The 13,029-nt window shown below is 61.3% G+C and carries 12 protein-coding genes and 1 tRNA gene; 7 read left to right on the top strand and 6 right to left on the bottom strand.

Going from position 1 to position 13,029, the window contains the following annotated elements; translation table 11 throughout:
- Positions 1–28: 28 nt before the first annotated feature.
- From ffh to AACH55_RS01775, 3 genes are all read left to right on the top strand, one after another.
- On the top strand, positions 29–1,399 hold the full coding sequence (gene ffh / locus AACH55_RS01785; RefSeq protein WP_017451974.1) for a signal recognition particle protein: 1,371 nt from the start codon (positions 29–31) through the stop codon (positions 1,397–1,399).
- 407 nt (positions 1,400–1,806) lie between these two features.
- Positions 1,807–2,292: an SWIB/MDM2 domain-containing protein gene (locus AACH55_RS01780; protein WP_338717691.1), complete on the top strand. Its 486-nt coding sequence runs from the start codon at positions 1,807–1,809 to the stop codon at positions 2,290–2,292.
- Between the two features lie 349 nt (positions 2,293–2,641).
- Positions 2,642–3,058 (top strand): hypothetical protein, encoded by a 417-nt coding sequence (locus AACH55_RS01775; protein WP_338717689.1) that lies wholly within the window; start codon positions 2,642–2,644, stop codon positions 3,056–3,058.
- A 79-nt stretch (positions 3,059–3,137) separates the two neighbouring features.
- Here the strand turns inward: AACH55_RS01775 and AACH55_RS01770 are convergent, their stop codons facing one another.
- Positions 3,138–4,865 (bottom strand): proline--tRNA ligase, encoded by a 1,728-nt coding sequence (locus tag AACH55_RS01770; RefSeq protein WP_338717688.1) that lies wholly within the window; start codon positions 4,863–4,865, stop codon positions 3,138–3,140.
- Positions 4,866–5,092: 227 nt separating this feature from the next.
- Here AACH55_RS01770 and AACH55_RS01765 point away from each other — a divergent pair, with 227 nt between their 5' ends.
- Both AACH55_RS01765 and AACH55_RS01760 read left to right on the top strand, forming a co-directional pair.
- Positions 5,093–5,683: an RNA pyrophosphohydrolase gene (locus AACH55_RS01765; protein WP_154133069.1), complete on the top strand. Its 591-nt coding sequence runs from the start codon at positions 5,093–5,095 to the stop codon at positions 5,681–5,683.
- A 5-nt stretch (positions 5,684–5,688) separates the two neighbouring features.
- Positions 5,689–6,267, top strand: a complete 579-nt coding sequence (locus AACH55_RS01760) for a CNP1-like family protein (protein WP_338720139.1) — start codon at positions 5,689–5,691, stop codon at positions 6,265–6,267.
- Between the two features lie 129 nt (positions 6,268–6,396).
- Here AACH55_RS01760 and proB read toward each other — a convergent pair whose 3' ends face one another.
- The 4 genes from proB to rplU all read right to left on the bottom strand — a co-directional run bounded on the left by proB (position 6,397) and on the right by rplU (position 9,555).
- Entirely contained in the window at positions 6,397–7,515 is a 1,119-nt protein-coding gene (gene proB, locus AACH55_RS01755) for a glutamate 5-kinase (RefSeq protein ID WP_338717686.1), read from the bottom strand.
- 112 nt (positions 7,516–7,627) lie between these two features.
- A complete protein-coding gene (gene cgtA, locus AACH55_RS01750) occupies positions 7,628–8,737 on the bottom strand; it encodes an Obg family GTPase CgtA (RefSeq protein WP_338717685.1) in 1,110 nt (369 codons plus the stop codon).
- A 200-nt stretch (positions 8,738–8,937) separates the two neighbouring features.
- Positions 8,938–9,195, bottom strand: coding sequence for a 50S ribosomal protein L27 (gene rpmA / locus AACH55_RS01745; RefSeq protein ID WP_006713216.1), 258 nt, complete (start codon positions 9,193–9,195; stop codon positions 8,938–8,940).
- A 48-nt stretch (positions 9,196–9,243) separates the two neighbouring features.
- Positions 9,244–9,555: a 50S ribosomal protein L21 gene (gene rplU / locus AACH55_RS01740; RefSeq protein WP_006713215.1), complete on the bottom strand. Its 312-nt coding sequence runs from the start codon at positions 9,553–9,555 to the stop codon at positions 9,244–9,246.
- Between the two features lie 358 nt (positions 9,556–9,913).
- Between rplU and ispB the strand changes: the two genes are divergently transcribed.
- Complete coding sequence (gene ispB, locus AACH55_RS01735) at positions 9,914–10,864, top strand: octaprenyl diphosphate synthase (protein ID WP_338717684.1); 951 nt, start codon at positions 9,914–9,916, stop codon at positions 10,862–10,864.
- 16 nt (positions 10,865–10,880) lie between these two features.
- Positions 10,881–10,957, top strand: a tRNA-Pro gene (locus AACH55_RS01730).
- A gap of 411 nt (positions 10,958–11,368) precedes the next feature.
- Here the strand turns inward: AACH55_RS01730 and AACH55_RS01725 are convergent.
- A complete protein-coding gene (locus tag AACH55_RS01725) occupies positions 11,369–12,982 on the bottom strand; it encodes a CsgG/HfaB family protein (protein WP_338717683.1) in 1,614 nt (537 codons plus the stop codon).
- Positions 12,983–13,029: the final 47 nt, after the last annotated feature.

Genomic DNA, 13,029 nt, shown 5'->3' with positions numbered 1-13,029 from the left:
GGCCCTTCACTCATTTGCAGATATCACCATGCTAGACAACCTGACCCAACGCCTCGCCAAAGTCGTCAAAACCATGCGCGGCGAGGCGCGACTGACCGAATCCAATACCGCCGAGATGCTGCGCGAAGTGCGCCTGGCCCTGCTGGAGGCCGACGTGGCCCTGCCCGCCGTACGCGAGTTCATCGCCAAGGTGAAGGAAAAAGCCATGGGCGAAGAGGTCATCGGCTCGCTCACCCCCGGCCAGGCGCTGGTGGGCGTGGTCCAGCGCGAGCTGGCCAGCCTGATGGGCGCCGACCTCGGTGCCGAAGCCTCGCAACTGAACTTTGCGACCCAGCCACCCGCCATCATCCTGATGGCCGGCCTGCAGGGTGCCGGTAAAACCACCACCGTCGGCAAACTCGCCAAGTACCTGCGCGAGAACAAGAAAAAGAAAGTCCTGACCGTCTCCGCCGACGTCTACCGCCCGGCCGCCATCGGCCAGCTGCAGACCGTGACCGGCCAGGCCGGTGCCGACTTCTTCCCCAGCCAGCCGACCGACAAGCCGGTCGACATCGCCCTGGCCGCGCTGGATTACGCCAAGAAGCACCACCATGAAGTGCTCATCGTCGACACTGCCGGCCGTCTCGGCATCGACCAGGCCATGATGGATGAAATCCGTGCCGTGCACGCCGCCATCAAGCCCATCGAAACCCTGTTCGTGGTCGATGCCATGCTGGGCCAGGACGCCATCAACACCGCCAAGGCCTTCAACGATGCCCTGCCGCTGACCGGCGTGGTGCTCACCAAGCTGGACGGCGACTCGCGCGGCGGTGCGGCGCTGTCGGTGCGCCACATCACCGGCAAGCCCATCAAGTTCGCCGGCGTGGCCGAAAAGCTCGATGGACTGGAAGCCTTCGATCCCTCGCGCATGGCTAACCGCATCCTCGGCATGGGCGACATCCTGGCCCTGGTGGAAGAGGCGCGCAAGGGTGTGGACATGGAAGCCGCGCAGGATCTGGCGCACAAGATCAAGGGTGGCGGCAAGTTCGACCTCAATGACTTCAAGGCGCAGCTGTCGCAGATGAAGAAAATGGGCGGCCTCACCAGCCTCTTGGACAAGCTGCCGGCCCAGATGCAGGCCGCTGCCGGCAACGCCAACATGGACCAGGCCGAAAAGCAGGTGCGCCGCATGGAAGGCATCATCAACTCCATGACCCCGCAGGAGCGCGCCAAGCCCGAACTGATCAAGGCCACCCGCAAGCGCCGCATCGCTGCCGGTGCCGGGGTGCAGGTGCAGGAAGTGAACCGCATGCTGTCCCAGTTCGAGCAGATGCAATCGATGATGAAGAAGCTCAAGGGCGGCGGCATGATGAAGATGATGCGCAGCATGAAGGGCATGCTGCCGGGCGGCATGCGCTGACATCACCGGCCGCAAAGCCTTTCTGGAACTGGCTTTGCGGCGAACACCCTGACTCCTTGCGGCGGTGCCTCTGCCGCCGCAGCCTCCCCTCCTCCGCAGCAGCTCTCCCCTTCCACATGCCTCGCCGCCGATGCGTTTTCGGCCGCTTCGACTGCGTGAAAACCTGCCCTTTTTTCATCGCTTTTGCGTGGGTAGCAAGCTGCCCGGAGCACCCCTTTTCCGGACTTCGGCGATCCGCCGCGATCCCTTCACCGGCGCGGCTTGACGCCGGATCGGGGCGGCTCGTTGTTTCCTGGCGCTTTGGCGGGAAAATCCGCTAAAAAATACTTGCATGGCCGTGCAAAGAGCACCACTATTAGCGGTGCGTAAATGACGCATTCATCTCATTCTTGTGAGGAGTCTTTCCGATGGCCACAGCAAAAAAAGCAGCAGCCGCAGTAAAGAAGCCAGCAGCAAAACCCGCCGCCAAACCGGCAGCCAAGGCAGCCGCCAAACCAGCCGCCAAAGCCGCCGCCCCCAAGGCAGCAGCGAAGGCAGCTCCCAAGGCAGCCAAGGCAGCGCCGAAAGCCGCACCGAAGGCAGCAGCGAAAGCAGCACCCAAGGCAGCGCCAAAGAAAGCCGCAGCAAAGCCCGCAGCAAAACGCACTCCCAATGCCGCCTTCATGAAGCCGCTGACCCCATCGGCTGCCCTGGGCGAAGTGGTCGGCGCCAAGCCGCTGCCGCGCACCGAGGTGACCAAGAAGGTGTGGGAATACATCAAGAAGCACAAGCTGCAGAACGCCGAAAACAAGCGCAACATCGATGCCGACGACAAACTCAAGGCAATCTTCGGTGGCAAGAAGCAAGTCACGATGTTTGAAATGACCAAGCTGATCTCGGCGCACCTGAGCTGATCGACGCCCGCGGTTTGCAAGCGACTTGCAAACAAAAACGCCCGCAGATGTCATGCGGGCGTTTTTGTTTCCGGATGTTTCAGCGCGCATGCGCACGGCCCTGCTGCGGCCCGCTGTTCCTCTTGTCTGACGTCTCTTGCAGCGCTTGACTGATGGCAGGCGGCCCTGTCGCCGCCTACCATGGCGGTTTGCAGGATGGGCCGACGGCCGCAAAGGCTTGTAACAAACTCTTTCGCTCACAATGCCGTCGGCAGAACTGAATAAAAGAACCGAAAACCGGAAAACGGGTCTACCCTGTGCCATTCACAGATGAGCTTGGACGCTCATGACCAAGAGAAAGGAAATGACCATGCCAAATCAAACCGCACCCACCGCATCCCTGCGCCACCAGCTGCTGCGCTCGGCCAGCGCCCTCGTGATCGGCCTGGCTGCCCTGGGCGGCGCCTCGCACGTGTTCGCCGCCGGCAAGGCGGGCAATTCGGAATACCAACAGCAGATCGCCGCCTGCAAGAGCGGCGCTTCCACCGAGGACCGCGCCACCTGCCTGCGTGAAGCCGGTGCCGCCCAGCAGGCCGCCGCACGCGGCACCCTGACCGATCCGGGCGCTGCCCAGCTGAAGGAAAACGCCTTGCGCCGCTGTGAAGGCCTGCCGCAATCGGACCGCATCGATTGCGAGAAGCGCGTCAACGGCCAGGGCAAAGTCGACGGCAGCGTCGCTGAGGGCGGCATCCTGCGCGAGACCGTGACCATCGTACCGGCCAAGTAAGCGCAGCTGATTTCCCTGCCCCAAAAACAAAGGCGGACGCCCATGGCGCCCGCCTTTGTCATTGCAGCCTGTGGAAAAATCAGGCGGCCAGCTTGCCCTGGATGAAAGCCAGCGCATCGGCCAGCGGCACTTGGGTGGCCTCGGTGTCGCGGCGCCCCTGGTATTCGATGTTGCCTTCCTTGAGGCCACGATCACCGACCACGATGCGATGCGGCACGCCGATCAGCTCCCAGTCCGCAAACATCGCGCCGGGGCGTTCGCCACGGTCGTCCAGCACCACGTCCACACCGGCTTCGGTCAGTTGCGCATAGAGCTTGTCGATCTCGGTCTTGACGGCTTCGCTGCGGTCGTAGCCCATCGGGCAGAGCACCACTTCGAAGGGCGCAATCGAGGTCGGCCAGATGATGCCGCGGTCGTCGAAATTCTGTTCGATGGCCGCGCCCAGGATACGGGTCACGCCGATGCCGTAGCAGCCCATCACCAGCGGTTGCGGCTTGCCGGATTCGTCCAGGTAGGTCGCCTTCATGGCTTCGGAATAGGTGGTGCCGAGCTGGAACACGTGGCCCACTTCGATGCCGCGCTGGATCGCCAGCACGCCCTTGCCGTCCGGCGAGGCATCGCCTTCGACCACGTTGCGGATGTCGGCCACCAGCGGTTCGGGCAGGTCGCGTCCCCAGTTGGCGCCGGTGTAGTGGAAATCGGCTTCGTTGGCGCCGCAAACGAAATCGGCCATGTTGGCCACCGTGCGGTCGGCCACGACCTTGACCGGCTTCCTGGTGCCGATCGGGCCGAGGTAGCCCGGCGGCGTGCCGAACCATTCGACGATCTCGGCTTCGTTGGCGAAGCGGTAGGTGGACAGGCCCGGGATCTTGCTGGCCTTCACTTCGTTCAGTTCGTGGTCGCCGCGCAGCAGCAGCAGCCAGATTTCCTTCTTGGCCGGGTCTTCGTTGTCCACGGCCAGGACGATGGATTTGACGGTACGTGCCAGCGGCAGGCCCAGCAGCTCGGCCACGGCTTCGCACTTGGACTTGCCGGGGGTGGCGGTCTTCTCCAGTGCCTGGGTGGCGGCGCCACGGGTGCTGTCCACGGCCAGCGCTTCGGCCGCTTCCATGTTGGCGGCGTAATCCGAAGTCGGGCAATAGACCAACGCATCTTCGCCGGTGGCCGCGATGACATGGAATTCATGCGAGCCGGAACCGCCGATGGCGCCGTTGTCGGCAGCCACCGCGCGGAACTCCAGCCCGAAGCGGGTGAAGATGCGCACGTAGGCGTCATACATGGCCTGGTAGGACTTCTTCAAGCCCTCGACATCGCGGTCGAAGGAGTAGGCGTCCTTCATCGTGAATTCGCGGCCGCGCATGAGGCCGAAACGCGGACGGCGTTCGTCGCGGAACTTGGTCTGGATATGATAGAAGTTGACCGGAAGTTGCTTGTAGCTGCGCAGCTCCGAACGTGCCACGTCGGTGACCACTTCTTCGGAAGTCGGCTGGATGGCGAAGTCGCGGCCATGGCGATCCTTCACGCGCATGAGCTCGGCGCCCATCTTGTTCCAGCGGCCGGTTTCCTGCCACAGCTCGGCCGGCTGTACCACCGGCATCAGCAGCTCGACGGCGCCGGCGCGGTTCATTTCCTCGCGCACGATGGCCTCTACCTTGCGAATCACGCGCAGACCCATCGGCATGTAAGTGTAGATGCCGGCGCCCAGACGCTTGATCATGCCAGCCCGCATCATCAGCTTGTGGCTCACGATTTCAGCGTCGGAAGGGGCTTCTTTCAGGGTGGAAATAAAAAAACGTGAGGCGCGCATGACGGTCGGTTCTTTTTAAAAAGAGGAGGGTTATAATCATTCCAATTTTAAAGGATTAGCTGGCTGATGCGCCCTTTCTTTGCAGATTTGCTCCTAGTTTCAATGACATCCGTGCATCGATGTGATTGCTCCTGACCCGCCTGGCGTACCGGTTTTCCCGCGTGCGCCCGCAGTCGCATGAGCCTGCCTGAAAGGGACTTCCAGCCGCAGAAAGTTTGAGGATCACCATGCTGGATCGAGAAGGCTTCCGCCCGAACGTCGGCATCATCCTGCTCAACGCCAATAACGAGGTGTGGTGGGGCAAGCGCGTACGCGAGCACTCCTGGCAATTCCCGCAAGGCGGCATCAAGCACGGCGAGACCCCCGAACAGGCGATGTTCCGGGAACTGGAAGAAGAAATCGGCCTGCGTGCCGAGCACGTCAAGATCATCGGCCGCACCCGTGACTGGTTGCGCTACGAAGTCCCCGACCATTTCATCAAGCGCGAAGTGCGCGGCCATTATCGCGGCCAGAAACAGATCTGGTTCCTGCTGCGCATGGTCGGGCGCGATTGCGACGTCAACCTGCGCGGCACCTCGCATCCGGAATTCGATGCCTGGCGCTGGCACGACTACTGGGTGCCGCTGGACGTGGTGATCGAATTCAAGCGCGAGGTCTATCAGCAGGCGCTGCAGGAATTGTCGCGCTTCCTGAATCGTCCCGGTCATGGCCCGCGCCGTGCCGAGCAAGCCGGGCGCATTGCGCATCCCCACAAGAATCCGGGCCAGGCCGCACAAGCCCAGCCCTGCAACGGCGCGAGCACGCCGGAAACCAAGTGAATTCCATGCCCTCTTTCCTGCAATCCGATACCCCACGTTCCCTGTTGACGGTGCGCAACCTGCGCCGCGCCGTGCTGGCCTGCTCGCTGCTGGCGGCTTGCGCCGGTACGCTGGCGCAGAGCTTCGATGAAGACTTCGACGACGAGGAAAAGCCCTGGCAGGAGATCGCCGTACACCTCCCGCCCACGCCACAAGAACAGAATCTCGCCGAGTTCTACCTCAGCCCGCAAGCCACCATGAAGGCGTACATCGATGTGAACTCGGTCTCCATCGGCACCGACAAGGTGGTGCGCTACACCGTCGTGACCAAGACCCAGGGCGGCGCGGTGAACGTGATGTATGAAGGCATGCGCTGCGAAACCTGGGAAAAGAAGACCTATGCCTTCGGTCATCCCGATGGCACCTGGTCGCGTTCGCGCCGCGACAAGTGGCAACCGATCCGCGATATCGGCGTGAACCGCATCGATGGCGCGTTGTTCAAGGATTATTTCTGCGAAGGCAAGATCATTGCCGACAATGAAAACGTCAAGAGCATTGTCGGTCGCCTCAAGAGCCAGACCCGCATCGATCCGGTGCGCCGCTGATACCGGTGCCGGCCGAGCCATAAAAAAACGCGGCCCTAGCCGCGTTTTTTACTTGAATCAACCATATCGTTTAAATTTTTTAAATGATTTAGAAGATTTAAACGATTTACAAACTTTCTCCGATCCCCATCACAGCAGCACCAGGTTATCCCGATGCACCAGCTCCGGCTCCTCGACGAAGCCCAGGATAGCCTGGATTTCGGACGAAGGATGGCGGATGATGCGCCGCGCATCCGAGCTGTTGTAGTTGCTCATGCCACGGGCGATGGCGCGTCCGCTCTCATCTACGCAGGTGATGACATCGCCCCGGCCAAACTCGCCCGAGACTTCCACCACGCCGATGGGCAGCAGCGACTTGCCTTCCAGGCTCAGTTTCTGGACCGCGCCTGCATCCAGCACCACGCGGCCGGCGGTCTTCAGGTGATCGGCCATCCATTGCTTGCGTGCGGTCAGTTGCGCCGTCTCCGCATTGAGCTGGGTACCAATGGCCTCCCCGGCGGCCAGGCGCGTCAACACCTGGTCTTCGCGGCCCCAGGCGATGACGGTATGCGCGCCGGATGTGGCGGCCCGCTTGGCGGCGAGGATCTTGGTCAACATGCCGCCGCGGCCGATGCCGGTACCGGTGCCACCTGCGATCAGTTCAAGCGACGGATCGCCGGCACGCGCTTCGGAAATCAGGGTGGCCGTCGGATCCTTGCGCGGGTCGGCGGTAAACAGGCCCGGCTGGTCCGTCAGGATGATCAGCGCTTCGGCTTCGATCAGGTTGGCGACCAGCGCCCCCAGCGTATCGTTGTCACCGAACTTGATTTCATCGGTGACCACCGTGTCGTTCTCGTTGATGACCGGCACCACGCCCAGTTGCAGCAGGGCGAACAGGGTGGAGCGTGCATTGAGGTAGCGTTCGCGGTCGGCCAGGTCGGCGTGGGTCAGCAGCACCTGGGCGGTGTGCAGCGCATGCTTGCGGAAACTGGTTTCGTAGATCTGGGCCAGGCCCATCTGACCCACGGCGGCGCAGGCCTGCAGGTGATGGATGCCGGTGGGACGCTTCTCGAAGCCCAGGCGCTGCATGCCTTCGGCGACAGCGCCGGAGCTGACCAGCACCACTTCCTTGCCCAGCGCGCGCAATTGCGCGATCTGCTCGGCCCAGCGGGCGATGGCGTTGGCGTCCAGGCCCTTGCCATCATTGGTGACCAGCGAAGAGCCAACCTTGATGATGAGTCGCTTGGCGCGTTGAATGACCGATTGCATAGTGTTCCGGGTTCTGATTCTTCTGGGGGCGATCGGAAAATCCGACAGGCTGAGATGATAGCCCGAACCGCCCCCCTTGCGCAGCCCCATCAAGGGCTGCGCAAGGGAGGAATCAGTCCAGGACCTTGAAGCGCGGATCGTCCGGATCGATGCTGGAAATGGCGCGGGCTTCCTCGGTCATCTGCGTTTCTTCGGCGCGATGCTCTTCGGCGCGTTTGGTTTCCAGATACTTGTAGATCTCGTTGATGAGTTCTTCGCAGCCATCGCGGTTCAGCGCCGAAATCTCGAAGACCGGCCCCTTCCAGCCGAAGCGCTTGACGAAATCCTTCACGCGCTTGGCGCGCTCGGCCTCGGGCACCACGTCCAGCTTGTTGAGCACCAGCCAGCGCGGCTTGTCGAACAGGGACTGGTCGTATTTCTTCAACTCCTGCACGATGGCCTTGGCTTCCTTGACCGGATCGACTTCCTCATTGAAGGGCGCCAGATCGACGATGTGCAGCAGCAGGCCGGTACGCTGCAGATGGCGCAGGAACTGCACGCCCAGACCAGCACCATCGGCCGCGCCTTCGATCAGGCCGGGAATGTCGGCGATCACGAAACTCTTTTCGTGGCTCACGCGCACCACACCCAGGTTGGGATGCAGGGTGGTGAAGGGATAGTCGGCAATCTTCGGACGGGCGTTGGAGACAGCCGTGATGAAGGTCGACTTGCCCGCATTGGGCATGCCCAGCAGGCCCACGTCGGCCAGCACCTTCAGTTCCAGGCGCAGTTCGCGGCGCTCGCCTTCCTTGCCTTCGGTCTTCTGACGCGGGGCGCGGTTGGTGGAGGTCTTGAAGTGGATGTTGCCCCAGCCGCCTTCGCCGCCCTTGGCCAGCATCACGGTCTGGCCGTGGAAGGTCAGGTCGGCGATGTGCTCGCCGGTGTTGATGTCGACGATCAGGGTGCCCACCGGCATGCGCAGGTAAACATCGTCGGCGCCCTTGCCGTAGCAATCCGAGCCACGGCCGTTTTCGCCGCGACCGGCGCGGTGCAGCTTGGCGTAGCGATAGTCGATCAGGGTGTTGACGTTGCGGTCGGCCACGGCCCAGATGGTACCGCCCTTGCCGCCGTCACCGCCGTCGGGACCGCCGAAGGGGCGGAATTTCTCGCGGCAGAAGCTGGCGACACCGTTGCCGCCATCCCCCGCCACGACTTCAATACGTGCTTCGTCGATGAATTTCATGATTTGGACGCCTCATGGGACATGGGAGCCGCTAACAAAACGTCGATGCATCCTCGATCCTGATCAGGACCACCCTGTACTCACCATGGAAGCCGGGGCTCGGCGCTTTGTTGACGGCTCTTCAAAAATCAAAAAGGCTCCACCATCGGCAGAGCCTTTTTTATGCCTGGTTTCCGGGCGAACCCGGATGACAGGAACGCTTACGCCGTAACGACGGTAGCGTATTGACGCTGTTGCAGGCCCTTGACAACGAACTTGACCTTGCCGTCCTTCAGGGCGAACAGGGTGTGGTCCTTGCCGACGCCGACGTTTTCGCCAGCGTGGACGCGGGTGCCGCGTTGACGGACGATGATGCCGCCAGCGTTGATCACTTGGCCGCCATAAACCTTGACGCCCAGGCGTTTCGATTCTGAGTCACGGCCGTTGCGCGTAGTGCCGCCGCCTTTTTTGTGTGCCATTTAAAACTCCTTGATGACTTTGGATGAGCAGTTCGTTTGGTTCAACGCTTAGGCGTTGATCGAGACGATTTGCAGTTCGGTGTAGTTCTGACGATGGCCTTGACGCTTTTGGTAGTGCTTGCGACGACGCATCTTGAAGATGCGGACCTTGTCATGGCGACCTTGTGCTACCACAGTAGCCAGCACCGTAGCACCTGCGACCAGCGGCGCACCGAACTTCACGGTTTCGCCTGCGCCCACTGCGAGCACTTGATCCAAAGTGATTTCGGAGCCAATGTCAGCCGGTATCTGTTCTACTTTGAGTTTTTCGCCAGCAGCAACTTTGTATTGTTTGCCGCCGGTTTTTATGACCGCGTACATGTGAAACCTCACGAATGAATGAATAAGAACGATTTTTCCCTTGCCGCGCCCGTCAAAAACCCATGGCGAAACAGGAAAACCGCAAATTATACAGGCACTTAGCCGCACGGTCAAAAGGCTTGACACTTCGGCCGGCCTCTGTACAACACAGTTTCCGACAGGACAACGCAAGCCAGCTTACCCATCTGACAACACGCGGTATGCAAGCATTTTCATTGCGGCAATGAAAAACCTGCAGTTTCTGCCCACATGCTCTTTGGCGTGCCGCCTGCTTGTCATCGTATAATCCGGGGAATAACCATTTTCCACAGGTTCCGCCTTGTCTGCCGCCGTACAAAACGCTTCGCAACAATCCATCATGCACCCGATCGTCGCCGACATGGAGGCGGTCAACGCAGTCATCCGCCGGCAGCTGTACTCGGAGGTGCCGCTGGTCAACCAGGTCGCCGAATACATCATCAGCGCGGGCGGCAAGCGCCTGCGCCCGGTGCTGGTGGTGCTCATCGCCAATGCCTTCGGCTACAAGGGCGAGCATCATCACGCGCTGGCGGCCGTGATCGAATTCATTCATACCGCTACCCTGCTGCATGACGATGTGGTCGACGAATCCTCGTTGCGTCGTGGCAAGCAGACTGCCAATGCCATGTTCGGCAATGCGGCCTCGGTGCTGGTGGGCGACTTCCTGTATTCGCGCGCCTTCCAGATGATGGTGGACGTCGACAATGCGCGCGTGATGAAGATCGTCGCCAACGCCACCAACGTCATCGCCGAGGGCGAGGTGTTGCAGCTGCTTAACATGCACAATCCGGATGTGGACGAAGCCGGCTACCTGCAGGTGATCCGCTCCAAGACAGCCAAGCTGTTCGAGGCCGCCAGCCAGATCGGCGCTCTGATTGCGGGTGCTGACGAAGCCGGCATCGAAGCCGCTGGCGAATATGGCCGCTCCATCGGTACCGCCTTCCAGCTGATCGACGACGTGCTGGATTATTCCGGCAACAGTGCCGAGATCGGCAAGAACGTCGGCGACGACCTGCGCGAAGGCAAGCCCACGCTGCCGCTGATCTGGCTGATGCAGCACGGCACGCCGCAGCAGCGCGAACTGGTGCGCACCTGTATCGAGAATGGCGATGAACAGCATTTCGACGAAGTGCTGTCGGCCATCACCCATTCCGGCGCACTGGCTTATACCCGTGAACAGGCAGAAATTGCTGCGCGACGCGCCGCGGATGCAATTATTTCACTTCCCGATAGCCAATTCAAAAAATCCCTGTTAGAATTATCGGCTTTCGCAGTAGATCGAAATCACTGACTTAGATCTCACTCGACGGGGTGTAGCTTAGCCTGGTAGAGCGCTACGTTCGGGACGTAGAGGCCGGAGGTTCGAATCCTCTCACCCCGACCAGAATTATCCAAGTAAAAACAGCGAGTTATTCAACTCGCTGTTTTTCTTTGTGGAGTATTAGTGGCAAATCAGTGGCAAATCGGCTTTAACAACCTCTTTGCACTTACCAACATCGCAATACAGGGTCGGCCAACTGCTATGTCTGTTGTGGCGCTATTTGGAACTATTCGACGCTGGTACATCAGAGACCGCATCTCCATTGGGAAAATTGCCCGCAACACACTTCGCCGCTACATCCGATCTCAGCGAACTCACCCGGTAGCCCGTAATCACGGACGCTAACAGCTTGATGTCCGTGAAAACGGACCCGCTTGTTGCTACTGGAAAAGCTAAATTATTTACAGTCGCGCGGCATCATGCCGACAACCGTGGCCCGATGCGCCCATGACGCACCGGACCATCTTCAACGACTTACCAATTGTCATCCTTGGCCGGTGCGCTGGCCTTGGGCGCTTCAGTGGCTGCCGCTGCAGGTCTGGCGCTCTTGGCCTTGGCCGGTGCAGCTGCCGCGGCACCAGCAGCCGACGTGGTCTCCGCCTTGCCCTCCGCTGCACCGGCCTCTACCGCCGCAGCCTTGGGCAGTTGCCCACGCAACTCGATGGCGCCGGCCACGAAGGGCTTGTCAGCCAGCTTGACACCCGCCTCCACGGTGCCATACGAGGTCTGCGCGGCAACGCGGTCAATGCGAATCGTGCCGACCGGCGTCTCCTTGCGGCCCAGCGAATTGCCGGTCTGCGGATCCTTGAGCTCCTCACCCAGATAGACCGCCTTCCAGCGCTGGCCCACCTGTAGTGATTCGCCACCCTGGCTCAACACCACCTGATCACCATCGAGCGACACCACCGACACCGGGAAAATCTCGGTGACGATGGCTCCGCCGATCTGGCCGGCCAGCGAATCCATCAACCCCGCCGCCATGCTCTTGCCATCGATCACGCGTGGCATGGTGCTCGGATCGGCACTGGCCAGCTTCTGCTCGAAGCTCTGCGACATCACGACCTGACCGGTCGCCGCATTGACCAGCCGCAGCGTGATGCGCCCGCCGCCCGAGTAAGACACCAGTTCGCGATCAGACATGCGCAGCTTGCGTACCGACTTGGGATATTCGAAACGCTCGATGGTCGGAATCAGCAACAGATCCGTGGCCAGCTGCTGGCCGATGCGCGCACTGTCCTGTGCACGCACGTTGCCACTGTTGATGTGATCGATCTCGGCTTGCAGGTCTGCACCGAATTCACGATCCAGCACAATGAAACGCTTGGTCTGCGTGAGGATGTCCGACAGGCGCCCACGCACCGCGCGTGCCACCTCGTCGGCCGGCACCTGGCTGTCGCCCACCGGATAGGTCTGCATCAGGGTCTTGGGCAAGACCACCACGATCTTCGGCTGCCCCTTTTCATCGGGCGCCTTGTACTGGGCGATCTCGGCGCGCAGCTTGACCTTCCAGTAGCTGCGCATCTTCTTGTGGCTCAGGTCGGATGAATAGGAACTGGCACCGCGCTTGACGTCGACGTTAGCCGATTCGCTGGAAGCAGCCGAACCGGAATAGGACGCCGAGGCACTGGCGCTCGCGTCACCACCACGGGCACTGCCTTCACCGCTGGCCTTGACCTTCATATTGCTTTCGGACGAGGCCGATGCCGAGTAGCTGTAGCCGCCATCGCTGGCACGCACCTTCGCCACCACCTCTTCATCGACCTTATCCACCTCTTCCTGGGACAGAATCTCGTAACCCAGCACCGTCCCCTGGGACCCGGCCACCATCTTCTGCACGAAGGCATCAGCCCGCACCGAGCCAGCATTCTGGCCATCGACACTGACGTCGAGCCCCTGCCGCAAGCCCTGCAACTGACTGGCAACCTTCACGCCATTGACCTGCGCCACCGCCGACTGCAAGGCAGAGACCACGGCCAGTTCCAGGGTACTGCCCACGGCCTCGGCCTCGCGGCTGACCTTGGTGACACCACCAAAGTCAGGCGCGCTACGCTTGGGCTGCTCCGGTGCGGCCGCGACGGGCTCGGCCACTTTCTTCGGTTCTTCCTTTTTATCGCACCCCGACAGCAGAGCCATCG

Origin of the sequence: Herbaspirillum sp. DW155 (genome assembly GCF_037076565.1) — a bacterium.
GTDB lineage: Bacteria > Pseudomonadota > Gammaproteobacteria > Burkholderiales > Burkholderiaceae_D > Herbaspirillum.
This window is presented reverse-complemented; position numbering and strand designations above follow the sequence as displayed.

Bases quoted from the DNA above. Each gene is read 5' to 3' on its own strand.
- AACH55_RS01770 (WP_338717688.1), bottom strand. From the start codon at position 4,865: ATGCGCGCCTCACGTTTTTTTATTTCCACCCTGAAAGAAGCCCCTTCC.
- AACH55_RS01765 (WP_154133069.1), top strand. From the start codon at position 5,093: ATGCTGGATCGAGAAGGCTTCCGCCCGAACGTCGGCATCATCCTGCTC.
- rplU (WP_006713215.1), bottom strand. From the start codon at position 9,555: ATGTACGCGGTCATAAAAACCGGCGGCAAACAATACAAAGTTGCTGCT.
- proB (WP_338717686.1), bottom strand. From the start codon at position 7,515: ATGCAATCGGTCATTCAACGCGCCAAGCGACTCATCATCAAGGTTGGC.
- rpmA (WP_006713216.1), bottom strand. From the start codon at position 9,195: ATGGCACACAAAAAAGGCGGCGGCACTACGCGCAACGGCCGTGACTCA.
- AACH55_RS01775 (WP_338717689.1), top strand. From the start codon at position 2,642: ATGCCAAATCAAACCGCACCCACCGCATCCCTGCGCCACCAGCTGCTG.
- ffh (WP_017451974.1), top strand. From the start codon at position 29: ATGCTAGACAACCTGACCCAACGCCTCGCCAAAGTCGTCAAAACCATG.
- AACH55_RS01780 (WP_338717691.1), top strand. From the start codon at position 1,807: ATGGCCACAGCAAAAAAAGCAGCAGCCGCAGTAAAGAAGCCAGCAGCA.
- cgtA (WP_338717685.1), bottom strand. From the start codon at position 8,737: ATGAAATTCATCGACGAAGCACGTATTGAAGTCGTGGCGGGGGATGGC.
- AACH55_RS01760 (WP_338720139.1), top strand. From the start codon at position 5,689: ATGCCCTCTTTCCTGCAATCCGATACCCCACGTTCCCTGTTGACGGTG.
- ispB (WP_338717684.1), top strand. From the start codon at position 9,914: ATGCACCCGATCGTCGCCGACATGGAGGCGGTCAACGCAGTCATCCGC.